The 19,461-nt window shown below is 33.3% G+C and carries 19 protein-coding genes and 1 pseudogene; 4 read left to right on the top strand and 16 right to left on the bottom strand.

Features of this window, described 5'->3' with window-relative positions:
- A partial coding sequence (locus tag CVD18_RS17280; RefSeq protein ID WP_146052740.1) for a transposase occupies positions 1 to 171 on the bottom strand: 171 nt, incomplete at its 3' end.
- Positions 172 to 251: 80 nt separating this feature from the next.
- On the opposite strand from CVD18_RS17280, the gene CVD18_RS17275 reads away from it, so the two are divergent.
- Positions 252 to 785 (top strand): GNAT family N-acetyltransferase, encoded by a 534-nt coding sequence (locus tag CVD18_RS17275; RefSeq protein ID WP_103866670.1) that lies wholly within the window; start codon positions 252 to 254, stop codon positions 783 to 785.
- A gap of 103 nt (positions 786 to 888) precedes the next feature.
- Here CVD18_RS17275 and CVD18_RS17270 read toward each other — a convergent pair whose 3' ends face one another.
- From CVD18_RS17270 to CVD18_RS17240, 7 genes are all read right to left on the bottom strand, one after another.
- Positions 889 to 2,511 carry a S41 family peptidase gene (locus tag CVD18_RS17270; RefSeq protein WP_103866669.1) on the bottom strand — a complete coding sequence of 541 codons (1,623 nt, stop codon included), beginning with the start codon at positions 2,509 to 2,511 and terminating at the stop codon, positions 889 to 891.
- A 46-nt stretch (positions 2,512 to 2,557) separates the two neighbouring features.
- Positions 2,558 to 2,935, bottom strand: a complete 378-nt coding sequence (rnpA, locus tag CVD18_RS17265; protein ID WP_103866672.1) for a ribonuclease P protein component — start codon at positions 2,933 to 2,935, stop codon at positions 2,558 to 2,560.
- Positions 2,936 to 3,035: 100 nt separating this feature from the next.
- Positions 3,036 to 4,865: a M1 family metallopeptidase gene (locus tag CVD18_RS17260; RefSeq protein WP_103866668.1), complete on the bottom strand. Its 1,830-nt coding sequence runs from the start codon at positions 4,863 to 4,865 to the stop codon at positions 3,036 to 3,038.
- 11 nt (positions 4,866 to 4,876) lie between these two features.
- Positions 4,877 to 6,583, bottom strand: coding sequence for a S8 family peptidase (locus tag CVD18_RS17255; protein ID WP_103866667.1), 1,707 nt, complete (start codon positions 6,581 to 6,583; stop codon positions 4,877 to 4,879).
- Entirely contained in the window at positions 6,567 to 7,430 is an 864-nt protein-coding gene (locus CVD18_RS17250; RefSeq protein WP_103866666.1) for an MBL fold metallo-hydrolase, read from the bottom strand. Before CVD18_RS17250 ends, CVD18_RS17255 begins: the two co-directional genes overlap by 17 nt.
- A gap of 166 nt (positions 7,431 to 7,596) precedes the next feature.
- The gene (locus CVD18_RS17245) at positions 7,597 to 9,864 is read right to left on the bottom strand and encodes a SulP family inorganic anion transporter (protein WP_103866665.1); all 2,268 of its coding nucleotides are present in this window, start codon (positions 9,862 to 9,864) and stop codon (positions 7,597 to 7,599) included.
- Positions 9,865 to 10,722: a universal stress protein gene (locus CVD18_RS17240; RefSeq protein ID WP_233194576.1), complete on the bottom strand. Its 858-nt coding sequence runs from the start codon at positions 10,720 to 10,722 to the stop codon at positions 9,865 to 9,867.
- 136 nt (positions 10,723 to 10,858) lie between these two features.
- Here CVD18_RS17240 and CVD18_RS17235 point away from each other — a divergent pair, with 136 nt between their 5' ends.
- The 3 genes from CVD18_RS17235 (at position 10,859) to CVD18_RS17225 (ending at position 13,554) form a co-directional block, all read left to right on the top strand.
- Positions 10,859 to 12,694, top strand: coding sequence for a sodium:proton antiporter (locus CVD18_RS17235; protein WP_103866664.1), 1,836 nt, complete (start codon positions 10,859 to 10,861; stop codon positions 12,692 to 12,694).
- 140 nt (positions 12,695 to 12,834) lie between these two features.
- On the top strand, positions 12,835 to 13,269 hold the full coding sequence (locus CVD18_RS17230) for a hypothetical protein (RefSeq protein ID WP_103866663.1): 435 nt from the start codon (positions 12,835 to 12,837) through the stop codon (positions 13,267 to 13,269).
- A 48-nt stretch (positions 13,270 to 13,317) separates the two neighbouring features.
- Positions 13,318 to 13,554, top strand: a complete 237-nt coding sequence (locus CVD18_RS17225) for a hypothetical protein (protein ID WP_103866662.1) — start codon at positions 13,318 to 13,320, stop codon at positions 13,552 to 13,554.
- Between the two features lie 56 nt (positions 13,555 to 13,610).
- Here CVD18_RS17225 and CVD18_RS23200 read toward each other — a convergent pair.
- The 8 genes and pseudogenes from CVD18_RS23200 to CVD18_RS22680 form a co-directional block, all read right to left on the bottom strand.
- Positions 13,611 to 13,781, bottom strand: a pseudogene (locus tag CVD18_RS23200) (endonuclease/exonuclease/phosphatase family protein); the annotation flags it as partial.
- Between the two features lie 30 nt (positions 13,782 to 13,811).
- Positions 13,812 to 14,231, bottom strand: a complete 420-nt coding sequence (locus tag CVD18_RS17215; RefSeq protein ID WP_103866661.1) for a hypothetical protein — start codon at positions 14,229 to 14,231, stop codon at positions 13,812 to 13,814.
- Positions 14,232 to 14,249: 18 nt separating this feature from the next.
- The gene (locus tag CVD18_RS17210) at positions 14,250 to 15,578 is read right to left on the bottom strand and encodes a DUF4280 domain-containing protein (protein ID WP_103866660.1); all 1,329 of its coding nucleotides are present in this window, start codon (positions 15,576 to 15,578) and stop codon (positions 14,250 to 14,252) included.
- Positions 15,575 to 16,432: a hypothetical protein gene (locus CVD18_RS17205; RefSeq protein ID WP_103866659.1), complete on the bottom strand. Its 858-nt coding sequence runs from the start codon at positions 16,430 to 16,432 to the stop codon at positions 15,575 to 15,577. The genes CVD18_RS17210 and CVD18_RS17205 overlap by 4 nt, the downstream gene beginning before the upstream one ends.
- A gap of 4 nt (positions 16,433 to 16,436) precedes the next feature.
- The gene (locus CVD18_RS17200) at positions 16,437 to 18,281 is read right to left on the bottom strand and encodes a contractile injection system protein, VgrG/Pvc8 family (RefSeq protein WP_103866658.1); all 1,845 of its coding nucleotides are present in this window, start codon (positions 18,279 to 18,281) and stop codon (positions 16,437 to 16,439) included.
- A 414-nt stretch (positions 18,282 to 18,695) separates the two neighbouring features.
- A complete protein-coding gene (locus CVD18_RS22690; RefSeq protein ID WP_158250487.1) occupies positions 18,696 to 18,866 on the bottom strand; it encodes a hypothetical protein in 171 nt (56 codons plus the stop codon).
- Between the two features lie 61 nt (positions 18,867 to 18,927).
- Positions 18,928 to 19,083: a hypothetical protein gene (locus tag CVD18_RS22685; protein WP_158250486.1), complete on the bottom strand. Its 156-nt coding sequence runs from the start codon at positions 19,081 to 19,083 to the stop codon at positions 18,928 to 18,930.
- 28 nt (positions 19,084 to 19,111) lie between these two features.
- A partial coding sequence (locus tag CVD18_RS22680; protein WP_158250485.1) for a hypothetical protein occupies positions 19,112 to 19,461 on the bottom strand: 350 nt, incomplete at its 5' end.

The raw sequence follows: 19,461 nt of genomic DNA, 5'->3' as shown, positions 1-19,461 counted from the left end.
ATCATAAGTAACTTTTAAACCAGCCTCTCCCTGATGGTCAAACTTCTTTCTCCAACTATAAAAAGTGCCAGTGCTAACTCCATACTTACGACAAGCTTCTACGATACCAATCTCTTCCGAAGTAGCTAGTATTTCTAACTTCTGGTCTAAAGTCCATTTCTTGTATTTCATATCTCAAATGTATTAGTTTGAAATTTAAAAGAACACTCCGAACTTATTGGGGGCTAAACTAAAATAGACTTATTCATAATATGCAATCAATAAAAACATTATCACAAAATTCAAATATAACATTAGCAGATATTAGTATTCGAACAAGTCTTAAACCTGGAGATTTGGGTTTTATAATTCATAGACATGGTAGATTATATGAAGAAGAGTTTAAATTTGGTATTTCATTTGAGACTTATGTAGCTAATGGGATGTATGAATTTTATAAATCTTATAACTCTGATAAAGAAAGAGTTTGGATTTGTGAACACAATAATCAAATTGTAGGTTTTCTTTTACTTCAGGCAAGAGAAAATAATAGTGCTCAATTACGTTATTTCTATTTAGAAAAAAGATATAGAGGTATAGGTTTAGGAAAAAAATTAATGCAATTATACATGGATTTTCTTTATTCCTGTAATTATGATTCATCTTATTTATGGACAACAAAAGAGCTTGAAACTGCGTCATCATTATATCTTTATCATGGGTTTAAATTAACAAAAGAAGTTGAGTCTACATCCTTTGATAAGCCCGTGATAGAGCAGAGGTATGATTTAGATATTCAAAAATAGATTTAAAATAAGATGCCCAGAATAATTATTCTGGGCATCTTATTTTAAAAGGTTATGAACATGGCAAGCCATGAAGTAGGTATCTAATCAAAGAGTTATATGATTATTTTAAAATTTCTTCATATTTGTTTTTGTTAGCTAATATTTCTTGGCTTTTAGCTACTTCTGGATTGTGTTTTACATAATAATTATACAACCCTTCTCTGTAGAAGTATCGTTTAATAATTTCATCAGTAAGTAAATTAACAATTTCTGTTTTGTAAGTATCCAACGCAGCTTGTTTAGAAGCGTTTATTGAGGCTATAAGTTTTGTATAGGCGGTTGCTATATCTTTATCAAAATTCTCCCTTTTTGCTACCTCTAATGATTTTTTGAAGGATTTTTCAGTGGCGGTTTCAAAATTAAAATCACTTTGTTTTACAAATTTTTTGAATTCTTCATAATCTGCATCAGTAAATTTAAAATCACTGGATTTTTTTAGTTGATGTGAATAGTAATATTTTGTTCCATATTCAAAAATAGCATCAGACCTTAGTAAAGCTGTGGTAATATCACTAAATTTTGAGGTTTCTAGTTCAATATCAGGCTGTATCCCTCCTCCATCATATACTGTTCTTCCGTTTTTGGTTTTATATGCTTTAAAATCCTGTTCATCAATACGTACTGCCTTATTGTTTTTATCTCTATTCCAATAATCGAGTGCTTGTATACACCTACCACTAGGAGTGTAGTATCTAGATATTGTAATTTTTAACTGAGTACCATACGTAAGTTTTTTTGGTCTTTGTACCAACCCTTTACCAAAACTTCTCGCTCCAATAACCACACCTCTATCAAGGTCTTGTATACTACCAGATACAATTTCACTTGCAGAAGCACTTCTTCCATTTACCAATACTACTAACGGAATCTGGGTATCAATAGGTTCTCTTTTTGTAAAATATTCTTTATTATATTTTTTTACAACAGATTTTGTAGTGGTTATAAGTTCTCCTTTTGGTACAAAGATGTTGGTTACATTTATAGCTTCACTCAATAAACCACCAGGATTTCCTCTTAGGTCTAGAATTACTTTATCAGCACCTTTTGCCTTTAAATCTTTTAATGCATCTATAGTCTCACTAGAAGCTTTATTGTTAAATTTTGATAGTACAATATACCCTGTATTATCATCAAGTAGCGTATAGAATGGTACAGCATCAACATCTATTTCTTCTCTAGTAAGCACGGTACTTTTGTTTGCACCTTGTCTCTTATATGTAATATTAATTTTTGTTCCACTAGCCCCTTTAAGAAGTTCTCCAGCATCATCTTTAAAGTCTGAAACCTTTACATCTCCTATTTGAATTATCTCGTCTCCGGCTTTAAGTCCCGCTTTATCAGCAGGATATCCTTTATAAGGTTCTATGATTATAATTTTGTCTTTTATAGTCTTTACAGAAGCTCCAATACCAGTATATTCTCCTGCATTACGAATTTTGGAAGCCTCTACATCTTGTTCGTTCCAATATTTTGTATAAGGATCCAGATCGTCTAACATGGCTTTGATAGCTGTATCCATTAATTCTGCAGGATTCGTCTCATCTACATAATTCATGTTTAATTCTTTAAACATGGTGGTAAAAATTTCTATTTGTTTGGCGATTTCAAAAAAATCAGACTTAAAACTTACCGTAGACAGTAAAATAACACATGCAATTGCCGGGTAAATAATTCTTTTTTTCATCGATAATTTCTTTAATTATTAAAAATTAAATGAACGTATATAAACGTTATTTTAATTCTATTTCTTGTTCAACAAATTTTTGTAATATCTCTTTTATTTTGGGTTCAACCTGTGCATATTCCGGCATTTTTTTACCAGAATATAAAAACATAAAAGTGAATTGATGAGTAGTGTTGGGTACAAGATACTTATTTTTCCTATAACCTTCACGCATTAAACGTTTTATAAAATTGCGGTCTACAGCTTTTTTAAAATTACGTTTACTCACTGATACTGCGGCTTTAATTTTAATAGTATCCTCAAAGGTTGATTTTTTATATACCAATCGAATAGGATATTTGGATATAGATTTTCCTTCAGAAAAAAGGAAATCTATTTCTTTTTTACTTTTTACTTTTTCTTTTTTATTAAAAGTAGCCTTCATAGGCATTAAATGTAATAATTAGATTTGTTATAAGAGCAAAAAAAACCGGTCTTAAAAAACCGGTTTTTTAATTTTACTATACAGATAAAGTTACTTCGATTTATTCTGTAAAGCCATTATTAGCAGGATTTACATCTGCCATAGTATTTGTAATATCAATTTGAATTGATTTTATTTCAGATTTTGGTCTTGAAAGATTTAATGAATAACCAGGGTTTGTCCAAGGCCAATCAGAGAGCACGGTTCTTTTCATTGATGGTATTGGATTGGCTTTTTCACCTCTCATAATTCTTAATGGAATATAAAAGGATTCTATAGTACTGTCCTTATATTCAACATATAGATCTATTGGCATAGGCATAGACCCTACACGCTCTAATGTGATTTTGGTAGCGTTCTTGTCTTCTGATACTTCTTTGATAGCATAATCTATTGTATTTGTGGTCTGTGTCCAATCGATAAGATACCAGTCTAATTGTATTCCAGATACTTTTTCTGCTACCCTTTTAAAATCATTAGGAGTAGGGTGTTTAAATTTCCATTCATCAAAGTATCGTTTAATAGTTTTAGCAAGATTATCTTCTCCTATTATGTAGCCTAATTGCGACAGAAAAACGGATCCTTTGGTATAAGCAGAGGCACCATATGCAGCATTATGTGAATATCGATCTGCCTGAGTAGTTTGTGGTTGTTCTATCCCTGAAGTAGCTAGTTGATAATACCCATCATACATTCCTCTTAATGAATTAGGGTTATTTTGTTTCATTACATGATTCATAGCCAGAGTAGAAATATAGCTAGTAAAGCCTTCATCCATCCATTCGTGTTTGGCCTCATTGGTTGCTAGAATATGTTGAAACCATGAGTGTGCCATTTCATGAGCAGTAACTCCTACCAAACTACCAAAACTTCTTTCTCCTGTAATCAAAGTACACATAGCATATTCCATACCTCCATCACCTCCTTGTAATACAGAATATTGTTTATAGGGGTATTTTCCTATTTTCTCACTAAAATAGTTCATTAATTCTACAGTCTTTGGCTGTAAATCTTTCCACCCATCAATGATTTCTTTTTTATTTTTATATAAAAAATGAAGTATAGGCCCATTAGGTACTTGAACTACATCGTGTAGATATTCAGGATCAGCGGCCCATGCAAAGTCATGTACATTGGGTGCTTTAAAATGCCAAGAGAGCGTATTTCCTTTTCTTTTTACTTTTGTACCAGGTTTTTCATATCCATATCCTATTTCCTGTGGATTTTGTAGATAGCCTGTTCCTCCTAGAATATAGTCTTTATCAATAGTTATTGTAACATCAAAATTACCCCAAACCCCATGAAATTCTCTAGCGATATATGGATCAGCATGCCATCCTTCAAAATCATATTCTGCCATTTTTGGGTACCATTGAGTCATTGATAACGCAACACCTTCTTTACTATTTCGTCCAGAACGACGTATTTGTATAGGAACCTGACCATCAAACCCCATAGAAAAAGTAACTTTTTCTCCTGGAGCAATAGGTTTATCTAATGAGACTTCTAAAACAGTTCCCTCAGTTTTATACTGTATAGGTTTTCCGTTTTGTGATAGTGAATTAACTTTTACATATCCTATTTCTTCTGGAGTAAGTTTACTTACTCTATTTCCTACTCGAGGATCTGGGTCTGGAAGATTAATAGAACGAATATCCATTTCACTTCCTGGCTGGAATGCATTAAAATATAGGTGATAAAATACCTGATACAATGTATCGGGTGAGTTATTAGAATAAATTAACTCTTGAGTGCCTTGATATTGAGATTTTTCAACATTCATGTTCACATCCATTGTATAATCAACATGTTGTTGCCAATACGAAGTATTATTTTGAGCAGAAGCACAGAGGATTCCAACTATAGAAATAAAAACAATCTTTTTAAACATAATACATTTTATTATTTTGATAATTTATCTGCCATAATGAAAGCATTATAGAGATTAACCATTTTACTAGATTTTGATAATTCTGAAAAGCTTCCTACATTGGTTTTTTCTCCTCCGATTATAACAGATGATTTTGTATTTAAACCACTATCCATAAGTATTTGTTTTACCTGTGAAGCCTTTAGAGCAGGATAATATGATCTAATTAATGCAGCTACTCCTGCAACTGCTGGTGCAGCCATTGAGGTTCCTTGTAAATACTCATATGAATTATTAGGAGTAGTAGACCATATTTTTACACCAGGAGCAAAGGCATCTACATTGTTTTTACCATAATTAGAAAAATCTGCTACCAGATTAGACCCATATGCATAGTTCAAAGCACCAATTGTGATAAAGTTATTTGCTATTTCGGTATTATTATCGATTTGATCATTTGGGTATACCAATTTTTTATCAAGATCTTCTCCTTCATTACCCGCAGCATTTACAATCAATACATCTTTTGAGGCAGCATATTTTATAGCTTCTCCTACCCATTCAGGATGGGTACTATAGTACTTACCAAAACTGGTATTAATTACTTTGGCACCGTTATCTACAGCATATCGTATAGCCAATGCGATATCTTTGTCATACTCATCTCCATTAGGAACAGCTCTGATAGCCATTATTTTCACATTTTGAGCAACACCATCCATTCCCTTTCCATTATTTCTCTCAGCAGCAATAATTCCAGCAACATGAGTTCCATGTTTTATACCTTCTTTTTTAGGATCTGGTCCCATTACGTTATTATTTCCATACTTGGTATCAGTAATATCATCTACATTATCTCCTACAACAGCTCTACCATCAAATTCGAGATTCAAATTATAATTTAATTGATCTGCAAAATGGTCTACACCTTCTTTTATGTTCTTAAGAAAATCTGGTATTGTATTACCTGGATCCATAAATCCAAACATCTGTGATAGAAAAGCGATGTGTTGTTGCATTTCTGGAGTTTTTGCTTCTACATTTAAAAGCTCCTCACGAGAGTAATTTTCTTTTCCTAGTGCATCTACAATTGCTTGATGAGAAGCTTTTGATTGCTGTAAAATTTGTTCGTACTGCATTTTATTGGCAGCATTTTCCTGATATTTTTTTTCAAATTCTGCTTTTGCTTCAATATAATTTTGGTATTCACCTTTATCAGCTTCTGCTATCGATGCAATGTTTTTACCATCATATTTTGGTTTTAATTTTTTAATAATTCTTACATATTCAAGGTTTTCGTCTTCTGCATCTCCCAAGAAATTCCACCCGTATATATCATCAATATATCCATTATTGTCATCATCTTTACCATTCCCTTTGATTTCTTTGGGATTAGTCCATATCACACCATCAAGGTCTTCATGCTCTACATCTACACCACTATCAATAACACCAACGATAACTGTTTGACCTTTTTTGTCCTTGATTAGCTCAGTATATGTTTTATTAACACTCATTCCTGGAATAGTATCAGAAACCAGATCAAGTAATCCCCAATTTTTTAATTGCGTATCGGTTAGGTCAATGTTTTTTAAAGGAATTGCATCTATATTTCCTATAGGAGTAGAAACTATAGAAGGAGCACCACAACTTACTATAAGCATAGATGAAGCTATAGCGGTGATTATTGTATTAGACTTGGGAATCATTTGATCTTTTATTTTAATTAAATATTTCATGACAAGTATAGACTTCTTTAAGACGTACTCCTTTTGGAGTATGTTGTACTGTTATTATTTCGTTTTGGGCATCGTGTTCCAAAAATAAATACCATCCATTTGTGGCAGCTTTATCCAGAAACAATTTTTTTTCATTTAGTGTTAATAGGGGTCTGGTATCATATCCCATTACATAGGGTAGAGGAATATGACCAGCTGTTGGCAGTAAATCTGCCATAAAAACTATTGTTTTTCCTTTATACTGTATATGCGGAATCATTTGTTTTTCTGTGTGTCCGTTGACAAACAATATATCAAAACCTAATTCAGATTTTTTTTGAAATGGAGTATCTGTAGTTTTGGAAACAAAATTTAATTGTCCACTTTCTTGAATAGGCATAATGTTTTCACTCAAAAAAGAGGCTTTTTCTCTGGCATTAGGAGCAACTGCCCATTGCCAGTGGTCTTCATTACTCCAAATTCGTGCATTTTTGAATGCTAATTCATATCCGGTTCTAGCACTATTCCATTGTACGACTCCGCCACAGTGATCAAAGTGAAGATGTGTAATAAAAACATCAGTAATATCATCTCTATGAAATCCTTTTTCTTTTAAAGAGTTATCAATACTATCGCTACCCCAAAGAGAATAATAGCCAAAGAATTTTTCTGATTGTTTGTTTCCCATTCCAGAGTCTATAAGAATCAACCTGTCACCATCTTCAATCAATAAACATCTAGCTGCAATATCGATAAGATTGTTTTTATCTGCAGGGTTGGTTTTGTTCCATAAAACTTTAGGAACGACTCCAAACATAGCACCTCCATCAAGTTTAAAATTTCCCGCTTTTATGGGATATAAATTCATTTGCTTATATGTGTTAGTTTTTTAATTCTAAGATAAAATTGTCAATTATTATTTGAACCGTATTATTGTTTTAGAAAATGATTTAAAGACATTTTTTTATACTTTTTTCTACGACTTTTTTATAAACAACTAAAAAATTCTTGCAAAATATAAAAAATGACAAGGATCAGGATTTAATTTTTGGACTTTTTAACACTATTTCATCATATTGTATGCCAGATATTACTTTTTCTAGATGAGTGCTGTAATTTATAAGGGATTTTATCTCTTTACTACTCGCTAAACGTGTTTTAGACATTATCAATAAGGAATCACTTTTACATTCTATGTGATAATAGGGATTACTCTCTAAAAAAAGCACCAATTCATCGGTAAAAAACGATTGAATTTTTTCAGGATTTTCTCCAAGAAGAAAAAATCGTTTAGAAAAATCAGGGTGTCCTTGTATATCAATATCTCTAAAACCCGAAAACTTATAAAGAAATTCTAATAAACCTTCTTTATCAAGAGTAAATTTTGGAATTTCTTTTTTCAGTCGTATGATCAACATTGTTGCTCTTACTGAGGTTCTGGCAATAAATTCTCCTTCAGAAAATTCAATATCAAAAATTTTAAAAACTGATTGAGGGTCGTAAATAGAATTATTTAAATAGTTGATTTTTTTAGTTTTAAAAAACACAAAATCACTTACCCCTATAACATCATTGGTTTTTTGTGGGTCATAACCCCACGAAAAATCATTTGCGATATGCTGTAAATCTTGTTGTCTTTTGGTAAGATTTGATGTACCATTTTTGATCTTTGCTTTTTTAGAAAAAGAAATGAGACTTCTTACCGCGAGAGGATGTTCTGATGAGGTACCATGAATATCTAGCCCAGTAATTTCAAAAGAACCTCCTTTTCTTTTAAAAGTTTCCTGATATCCCAACAAGCTGTCTTGTACCGTATAGTCTACAAAATCACAAAGTGAAAAATCTATGACTGTGTCCTGATTTTCAGGAATCGTATCTAATTTCCTTTTTAATCGTGAGTAATTCAGAAAACTAGAAAAATTCTTTACACTTACAAAATAAGTACCATTAATACCCTCTTTAAACATAAGAACATTGGGTTTAAACAGGTTTCTAGCAAAGAGAATAACACTTTTGTTTAATATAAAATGTATAATAATGGTTGCCAGAATACCAATAAGAATTCCTGTGATCAAATTAGTTGTTATTGTGGCAATGATTGTGGCAAAAAATATAAAAACCTGTTCTTTACCAATTTTGGCAATATCTTTTAGATTTCTTGGAGCAGCTAATTTATATCCAGTATATACCAATATTGCAGCTAGTGCTGTGAGCGGAATTCTTCTGAGTTGATCTTGAAACAACACTACAAACAGTATCAAAAAAAAGGAGTGAAAAAAATTGGAAGACCTATTAGAACCACTATTGTTTACATTTACAGAGCTACGTGCAATTACAGTAACTACATTAAGACCTCCTAAGAAACCACTTACAATAGATGCGATACCAAGTGCCGTAAGGTCTTTGTTGATATTAGACCTTCTTTTTAAAGGGTCTAATTTATCTACCGCTTTGATACTTAATAATGATTCTATACTAGAAATTAGTGTGATGGCTATTACTACACTTATAAATTTAGGATCAAGAAGTAATGAGAAATCTGGAGATGGAAATTTTGAAAAGATGTCATTAGGAATCTGCACTAGTAGTTCTGTATCTATTGGATAAGGATCACTAGAGAATACTTCATAGTAATAGCTAAGACCAATTGCAATAAGCACAATCCACATAGGAGCAGGAACTAATTGAAAATATTTATTTCTGATTTTACCATAGAAAAGCATGATCAAAAAACTCAAAACACCTACAATTGCTGCGATTGCAATAGTTTTATTCTCAGGTTCAAACAAAAGTAATACACTACTAGGTATATCTGTTAATAAAGAGATAGTATCTCCCTTAATACTAGTATTGGCAAGCATTACGTGAAATTGTTTGGCAAAAATACTTATCCCTATGGCGGCGAGCATTCCTTGTATTGCCGAAGAAGGAAAAAAATCACTGAGTATACCAAGTTTTAATTGCCCTATAATAATCATTAGTGCCCCAGAACATATGATAGCTGCCAAAGTAAAGATATATCCTTGATAGAGATCACCATTGGCAAGTGTGGTTATGGCGCCAAGTAATACAACGACCAATCCGTTTCCTGGACCAGTAATAGTAACATTAGATCCTCCAAAAATGCTAACGATGATACCTCCAACCACCGCAGCAATTATTCCTGATATTGGTGGAGCCTCTGATGCTAATGCAAGACCTAACCCCAGTGGTAGAGCAATCAACGAGACTACAAATCCCGAAAAAATATTTTTAGGTAGTTGAGCCATAAATCCAGATGTAGTATTGTTTGTCTTTTTCATTTATCTCATAATTAAAACATCTGTTGGTAATTCTGATAAGATATGCTCTAGATCATGAAGAAAGATACGATCAAAAAATGTAGATGGTTTGGGAGCATTCATAATAAGCAAATCTGCCGCAACTACTTTTGCATAATGACCAATAGAGTATCCTCTTTTTCCAAAAATGGATTGTGTATTGATTACAATTCCTGTTTTGAGATCATCAGGCACATCCTTAAGAATATGTTGCACTCTTAGATCTTCTTTTTGAGCTAGTTGTTCTTTTATTAATGTGTCTTTAAGCAAAGATTGATCATCTTCTACTATTACCTTAACTTCTTGTTGAGAAATTTCTTCTACAATTGTGAGCTTTTGTGCTCCAAGATTTTGAGATATTTCAAATGAATCAAGGATAGTTTGTTTTGTCTTTTCATCTTTGAGCCCATTTACTACAATGTGATTACAAGGCCGTAAATCTTCTGATGGTTTTATGAGTAATAAAACAGAACAATGGGCATTTCTGGTAATTTTGCGGGCTATTGATCCAATATAGAATTTAAGAAGACCTTCTCTTGGGATTGCTCCAAGCATGACAAGATCAGCATTTTTTTCTTTTGCGATATCTATAATTACAGAAACAGGATTACCTCGTTTCCAGATAACAACCACTTTTTCATCATCATCAGAAAATCCAGAAATAAGTTCTTTGATACGATCTTCTTTTTCTTTTGTTTTGGTACCAACATGAACAATGACCAAATTAGAGTCAAAAAAATCAACCATTCTCATGGCTTCAAAAATGTTGTTTTTCAGGTTAGGAGAAAAAGCAACACCAATTAGAATTGTATTAAATTTATGAATATTTACTTCGCTCAAAATTTTATTTTGTAATAAATTTAAGTGGCAGAATATATAAACTTAATCTTTAAAAATATAATACTGAACATATTTCTGTTATATTTTTAGAAAATCACGATCTTTCTCACATAATAATTTAATTTAAAAATAGAGGATGTTAGAACTTGCAGGAATTATCATATTAGGCATTTTGGCACAATGGGTAGCATGGAAATTTAAGATACCGGCAATTTTGCCATTGATTTTGATAGGACTTTTAGTAGGGCCTTTGGCTACACTATTTACAAGCGATGGAACCAAATTAATACAACCTATCTGGAATGGTAAAGAAGGGCTATTTCCAGGAGAAAGCCTGTTTTACTTCGTTTCTTTGGCAATAAGTATCATTTTGTTTGAAGGGGGACTGACCTTGCGTAGAAATGAGGTTCTTAATGTAGGCCCAGTAATTATAAAATTAATTACAGTGGCTGTTGTCGTAACTTTTTTTGGTGCGGGATTAGCCGCTCATTTTATTTTTGACCTGAGTTGGCCTATTTCTTTTTTATTTTCATCATTGATTATTGTGACAGGACCTACAGTGATAACACCAATTTTAAGGAATATCCCTCTTAAGAAAGATGTTTCTGCAGTTTTAAAGTGGGAAGGGATACTCATTGACCCTATTGGTGCTTTGGTTGCCGTTTTGGTATTTGAATTTATCAGAGTAGGAGGGAGTGAGGAATTTACACTCACTGCTTTGATAGAGTTTGGTAAAATAGTATTAGTAGGTTTTACTTTTGGTTTTACTTTTGCCCATGCATTAGCTTTTTCACTTTCAAAAAAAATCATTCCTCATTACCTACTCAACGTGGTAACCCTTGCCTTGGTATTGGGGGTTTTTGTTTTGTCTGATGCATTTGCACATGAATCAGGATTACTCTCTGTAGTTATTATGGGGATGGTATTAGGAAATATTAACCTTCCTCATATAGATGAGATTTTATATTTCAAAGAATCTCTAAGTGTACTTTTGATATCCATATTATTTATTCTTTTGGCAGCAAACATCAATATAGAGGATTTACTATTAATATTTAATTGGCAAGCAGTTCTGTTATTTGCTATAGTGGTTTTTATAGTAAGGCCAATAGGAGTCTTTCTTAGTGCAATGAACTCAGGTCTCAAAACAAACGAAAAATTATTCATTAGTTGGGTAGGACCCAGAGGTATTGTTGCAGCCGGTATAGCATCACTATTTGGATTAAAATTACAGAAAGAAGGTGTTCCTGAAGCAGAATATATAACTCCTTTGGTATTTATGATTGTATTGGGGACTGTTTTACTGAATGCTACTACTGCAAGACTTTTTGCTAAACTAGTAGGTGTTTTTCTCAAAAAATCAGATGGAATTTTAATTGTTGGCGCTTCTAAGGTTTCAAGATTGATTGCTGCATATATCAAGAATAATAATCGTCATGTAGTATTGGTAGATAGTAATAGAAATAATATCAATAAAGCAAAAGCACTTGGATTAGATGCTATCGAAGGAAATATTTATAATGAACAACTCAAAGATAATATAGAGCTGAGCGATGTGGGGTATATAATGGCACTAACGGGGAATAGTGATATAAATAAATATGCGATTGATAAATTCAAAGCTCAATTTGGAGAACATGGGTCTTATAGATTAATCACTCCAGAAGAAATGGAAGATCCTCAAAACAACCCTCAAGAAGGGTTATTTTCTCATACAGATGATTATTATAAACTAATTGAATTGGCAGAAAAATTTCCAGGAATTCAGGAAATAAAAATCAAAGATAACAAACAGTACAAAACACTGATTAATCTTACCAAAGAGGATAAAAATATTATTCCCTTATTTATAAAAGATACCAATAAAAATATTAAGATCATATCATCGTATAGCGAAGAAATAGAGCAAGTAGAAGAAGAAAGTTTTTTGGCATATATAGGTAAACCTATTGATATAGAGGATATAAGGTAAAGTAGCATAAAGCTCTTTTGAGGAAGCGTTTTTTATAATATCTTTTTGGTATAATTTGTCTACTATCATAGAGATATTACCCCATCCAGTTTAATTTTCTTATTTTTGAAATCACTTAACCTATAAAATAGAGAACCAGAATGAAAAAACTTATGTATGTTGTTGCTTGTATCCTTGCCCTAGGATTTGTAGCATGCGGTAGTGATGATGATAAAAATATTGATTGCGTTGAAGCAAACCTAACCCTTACTGATGCAGCAATTGCATTGAGTGAAAATATTGGTTCTACAGATGTTTGTAATGAATATAAAGCTGCAATAGAAAATGTTTTGAATAATGGGTGTTCTGCAGATGAAGAATCTACAAAACTTTTTGAAGAACAATTAGAGATATTAGGAGATTGCAAGTTTGGGGGTAGAACCTGTTTGGTTTGTACAAATGAAGAAATTGATCTTATCATTTGTAGGGGAGAAAACGGAAACGCTTTTATACAAGAAAGAATTAATGGAGAAACCGCTCTTAGAGACACAGGAGTTACTTTTGATCGATATGTAGAACTCTCTGCTTGTGATTAGATAATAGGTTGTGATAAAACAATTTTTAAGATAAACAAAACAAGAATCATGAAAAAAATAAAATATATACTAGTTTCATTTTTAGTGATGGGATTTTTGGCATGTGGTAGTGATGATGATAGTAATTCAAACTGTAGAACATGTTCTAATGGTCCAGTAAGTATTGATGTTTGTGATAATGGGGATGGAACTTTTAGTGTAGAAGGAGGAGCAGCACAGGATATTCCTGATGGAGCTACTTTTGAAGATCAGTTTACTGCAGCATGTGCCCAGATAGGAGGGTAAATAATTATAAAAAATAATTATAAAAAAGAATAATAAGAAAAGGTAGCTAGAAATAGCTACCTTTTCTCTTTGATAAGATACATATATACAGCAAAATGATCGCTGTATCCATATGAATAGCTACCATTGATATAACTTCTATAGGGATATCCTTTGTACTTACCAGTTGCAGTAATTAGATAGCTGGGATTGTATATACCAGCTTTATAATATTGATAAGAAGAATAATCAGAGGTTAAAAAATATGGGCACTATCTTCATTTCTTAATTTGCCATTTTTCAAATTTTTTGTCTATTACTTTTTTGATTTCATAGTATTTGTCCCATGTATCTTCTTCATGAAAAATTGTTTCATTATTCTCATTAGATGCATCAACATAATCTTCAAAATATTCATCGGAATCATAATAATGTTCTGCAAATTTATTTCCTTTGTCATTAAGATCATCAGATGTTAATTTATAATCGCAACACAACTCTACAAACCTTTTACCTGTTATCTTTCTATTTCTAAACTTATCTAATTCATTAGAGAAATTTTCTTTTAATAAATCACTTTCTAAGTTATTATCAATTGCCCAAGCCATAAACATACCTATATGGATTAATGTAGCTTCTTTAGGTAAGTCCTTAGGAAAATCATCGTTAAAATGCCATTTATAATCATCATATTTCATAATAATGTAAATTAAATATTAATTTCTTACTTCTGTATCAATTTTTATAGTTTTATCCTTTAAATTTTCAGGAGCATTTTTACCTATTATTTTACCTCCGTCTTTACTCATAGAATTATCCTTTTTAACTTGCATTTTATTTCTAGTTGCGTTTCCATTTTTTACCTCTATTGCTTTTATTTTTTTCGTTCCTTTTTCTTTGATAACATGATCTATAACTCTTCTTGTATGTTTTGTTTTAACTGATACTTGACTTCCAATAACTTCATGCCCTTCATTTGTTAATTCTTTTTTAACTTCTCTCTCTCTTCTTGCTCCATCTTTTTTATTCTTTTTTAGTTGAGCTCTTTTTTTGTTCTTTTTTAATTGCTCAAGTTTTTTCTGTTTTTTGAGTAGAGCATCGTCATTCACCACCGCCCCTAATTCTTCTGGTACAGGCGGTAGTTTTGTACCATCTTCTATAGTCTCAGCAGTTTTGGCTAGGTCTGCCATATCTTCTAGCTTATCTAGCCCTCTAGCAACATCTAGGGTTTTATCACCTACTTTTACTGCGGTAAGTGCTACCCCTGCACCAGCCGTGGCAACCTCTATACCAACCTCAAAAGCAACTTGCCCTGCTACTTCGCCTATTTCTTCGGCACTCATTTGTTTTGCCTTTTCTATAAGCTCTTTGGCGGTTTGGGTATCTTCTTTCAATGCTTGCATATAATCATCGGGATTGGCAATCATATTATAACCTGATCGCCTATAGCCCCATTTGGTAGCTTTGACCGCTAGATTACCCAAGGATTTTGCCGTTTCTACATCTTTGAGTATTTGCTCTCTATATCCTTGTGGATTTATAAGTTGATAAGGGGTCGAATGTTTCCCCGCCCAAATAGATAGGTCATAGAGTCCTACGGCTGTACCTTTAAGCCCTTTCCATAATCCTTTATAGAATCCTTTGCCATAGGCTAAGTAACTTTGCCAAAAACTACGCTCTTGTTGTTCTCCATTAGGTAGAGATGCGTATGCAGATTCTCTTGATAAAAATATCTTGATTTTACCTCCCAATGCACATTGCAGTTCTGCATCTTCTAGTATGGGTTCATTTTCTCCTACAAATACATCTTCTGCAAGGCTTGACCATTGCGACCCTGAAACCTGTGCAATACATGGCTTGCCTTGATTACAGGCACATGCCCCAAAGGGGGTAAAGTTGATATTGTAGTATCTATCCTCTTTTGTAATCAGACTTTTGCCGTAGATGCTTACCTCTTCATGAAAGGTGGCGGTAAGCTGTGATAGTATCGTGCCTTTATCACACACCAAAAATGCCCCTTCTGGTACATATTTCTTCTCGCTCATAACATCGGGGGATTTGGTTGTACTCGTATGATCTCTTGATAATTAAATACGCCTTTGATATGTATATTTAGGATTAAAAAAACATGAGTAATCCAAAACGAAGTATCAAAATCATGACTCTCTAGATACCCTAGTTCTATAGCTGTCTTTATAGGATTGCCTACCAGATCAGTAAAAAACTCATTTACTCCATCTGCATTGTACTGCTCATGGTCTAGAACCCCGTCTTTTTGAATGCTGTACTTGCCCTTTTCTCTATCATAAGAAACCTTACTATGGGTAAGAATAAGAGGTACATCATCATCACCAATACAGCCAGAGATTACTTTGCTGGTTTTTTTATTCTCTATAGTATCTATAGATTCATAGGTAGTGGGGAACATTACTTGCCCAATGGCAGATTCTAAAAATGCTTCTAGTAATTGCTCTGCATCCTCTACAAAGGCATCGGTTTGGGTAATCAGCTCTGCGATATCCTCAAAATCCTTATGTTTTTTGTAAAACTCCTTACGGTGGTCTTGCCATGCTTCTGCTATAGCATATTGATTGAGTAGATAGATAGGTTTTCCTGTAGTATCTACCTGTACGGCTATTCGTTTGGTAAACGTGGCGATATCTGCTTCTATCTTACGTAATTTTCCTGTGGCGTTATCTTCTCGCTCTATAACCTCTATCACATAGATAGTATCACCAGAAGGTAGGGTGCGAATCCATTCCTTTTTAATATGATACTGTGTATAGTGATCTTCTGTGAGACCGCCTACTATTGATTTTTGCGATACATCAATCTTATAATAGGCTTCTTCTTTTGTGGCGGTATCGGGTATAAACATACCAGCTTGGGTACTTATCATATCCTTATGCTTTATTTACTTTGACCTTGCCCCCTGTGAGTAATCCCATATCAGAACCATGCGCATGAAAGGTGTCTTTTGCTGTGATCTGTACCGCACTGTCACTATCGATGGTAGTATCTTCTTTTGAGGTCAATCCTACTTTGGCATCGGTACTCTCTAGTAATAAATCTAGTTTAGATTTTAAAGCAACCATTTCATCTATTGCCTCGGCAATGATTTCTTTTTGAGCCTTTACCTGTATTATTCCTTCTCCTTCACCATCTTGGTTGGGTGCAGAGAGTATCTCTATACTATTACTAGCTTTCATAACAATATTCTTGGCATCTAACACCAAATTGTTAGGCGCATGTATCAACGCATTACCATTACTTTGTAATATCATGGTACTACCACTATTATTTTTTACAGTGATACTGCTATCTTCATCATTGAGTAAAACAATATTACCACTACGACTATAAATTACTTTTTTGTTATTGTCTGGGTCATGAAATGGGCTGGGTGCGCTCTGGTTATAGGTAGCCCCAATAACTACAGGACATTCTGGATTATCCCCTTGAAATGTACACCATACTTCGTCCCCTGTTTCTGCTACTATATAACTACCATGTGTAGTCCCTGCATGGGTATTGATACAGCGTACCCAACTTGTAGTACTATTAGTACTTACTTGCCAAGGGAATTGTAGTTTTAATCTATTAAGCCCTTGTGTATCATTATTATCCATCACAGTAGCAGACATGGCTTCTATCTTGGGGGTAGCATAGATGTTACTATATGGTGGGTGTTCTAGTCCTCGTATTACTGCCTCTATCTCATTGTGATAATGCCCTTGATTAGTAAACACATGGGTAATCTTGGTAAGTTCATAAATCCCGTAGGGTTGATCTGATAGGGCATTGGTATAACTATGCCCAATTACTTCTATTTGGTCACACAGTGAGAGCCCTAGTATTTTTGTAGTACCTGTGGCAGTAATCATACGTGATAATTTGCCCTGTGCCTGTACTTTGGTCATATAATCCAACATTTGCTGACCACTATGCTCATCCTGTAAATAGGGGTAGTAAAAACTTCCTTCTTTGGCAAAGGCTTCTGTAGAGCGATTCATCGTTGGGGTGAGTGTATTAGGAACATTGGTACTTACTTGGGTAGTTTGGGCAGAAAGCGCCTCATCAACCGTGCAATCCTTATAGGCAACACCAAATGAATGATTCTCTAAATTGTCTATCACTCTAAATTGCTTGATATCTACCCCCAATGTACCTTGCCACTGCTGTACTGCTTCTGTATTTCTACCAATATTGAGCTGTGAGCCATTATAATAGGTATACACCCCATAGCGTTTGCTCATACGTTGTATAAAATGCCAGTCTGATTCATTGTATTGTACTGTATACCCTAATTGTAGATCGGTTTCTCTACCGTACTGGGTATCGATAAGATTGGTAGGATAGCCCTCTGTTACCGTACTGATAATATCTTGAAAAGAACTGCCCTGATCAAAGCTTTGGCATTGGGTCGTTTCTTGTAATAAATAAGTAGGACTTTTTCCTGTAAAGGTAATGCCTCTTTGCTTGCCTTCTGAGCCATGAGTATGTTCTACACTCAAAATAATGCCTTTAAACTGTAATTTGCCATTAGCAGAAAAAACAGAAATTTCTTGATTCTGGTACTTATCATGATCCTGAAAAGGGGTTGTAGCTATACTGGTATCAATGAATGAGGAAAATGACACCTCAAAAAAATGATGTTCATTGAGTTGTTGGGTAATCCTGCCCTGAAAACTAGTATAGCCTAGTAAGGGTTCGCCATTTATAAAAATGGTAATTGTATCTGATATCATCCTTCAATAGATTTAGTTTGTTTTGGTATGCTGAAAAAAGGGTTTACGTTAACTAAAGTCTAGTCAGGCTTTTGGGTGGGGCAAATATAAAATAAAACCCTCTGGCAGACCTTGTTTATGACCGTACAAAACATACGCCTATACCGTAGTTTTATGTTCTTTTTTGATTGTTAATTATTAGTTTATGAACTCCCATATTCAGTGTTCGATATTTATTTTTACATTCTGCGGTTTTAGATTAGATAAGAGGCACTTGTAAAACAGACATTTTATATACACTACTAAGCATATAAAATTGCCATTAGTTTAACCCACTTATTACAAGCACCTCATATCAATATTTGAGACAAAAAAAGTAGCCGTAATTGGTATCAATTTTATTTTGGTGCATCTCTAATTATCTTATTTTTCTTATCATTCTTTGTTTTGTGATTTTCTATATAAAATGTACATTTTTACATAGATCATAACGGCTTTTGGTTCATCATTGAATAGGTTTGTTGCAAATTTGCCAATATCAATATCTAGTGCATTAAGTATCCCATAAAAAACCTTGGGGGGCATATCATACTCGTGTTTTTCCATTACATTACTTTTTTTGACAAAAGGGTACAGGAGCAATCAAAAACTATATTCATTATACTAACTAATAAAAAATCACTCCTGTTTTACCTTTTGCTTCTGGAACAATATAAACTTCTATAAAAGCTACTGGTGGTATACTATCACACTGTAAATCAATATTAATTCCTGTTACTCCTTCCTTTTGTATTTCCTTTTTTTTGAGTGGCGCACTAAGCAAGCTTTATAGAGCTGGGCAAGTGACTGTTTTAATCTATTGTGATGGCTGATTTTATAATCTTGTCTAGATGATCTAATCTGGTTTTGATATCTGCGGTAGATAATTCTTCTTTAATGGTATTGAATGTTGTGATAAACCGAGTTGCATTTTTTTTATTTTTACCATAATCGGTTATTTGCCAATCAGTACACTTACTTTCTATACCAATAGTACCACGGTTGATACTAATGGTTATTGTTTCTCCCCATGAGAACCATGACGACCATGACGACCATGAGAAGCTGGTTAAAGCTTCTACTACGTAGTCTGAATCATGAAAAGAATCAAGTTTCCATTTTAGTTTATCTACTGTATCTAAAGCTATTACTAGATACTCTC

This window comes from Aquimarina sp. I32.4 (genome assembly GCF_002924285.1).
Taxonomy (GTDB): domain Bacteria; phylum Bacteroidota; class Bacteroidia; order Flavobacteriales; family Flavobacteriaceae; genus Aquimarina.
This window is presented reverse-complemented; position numbering and strand designations above follow the sequence as displayed.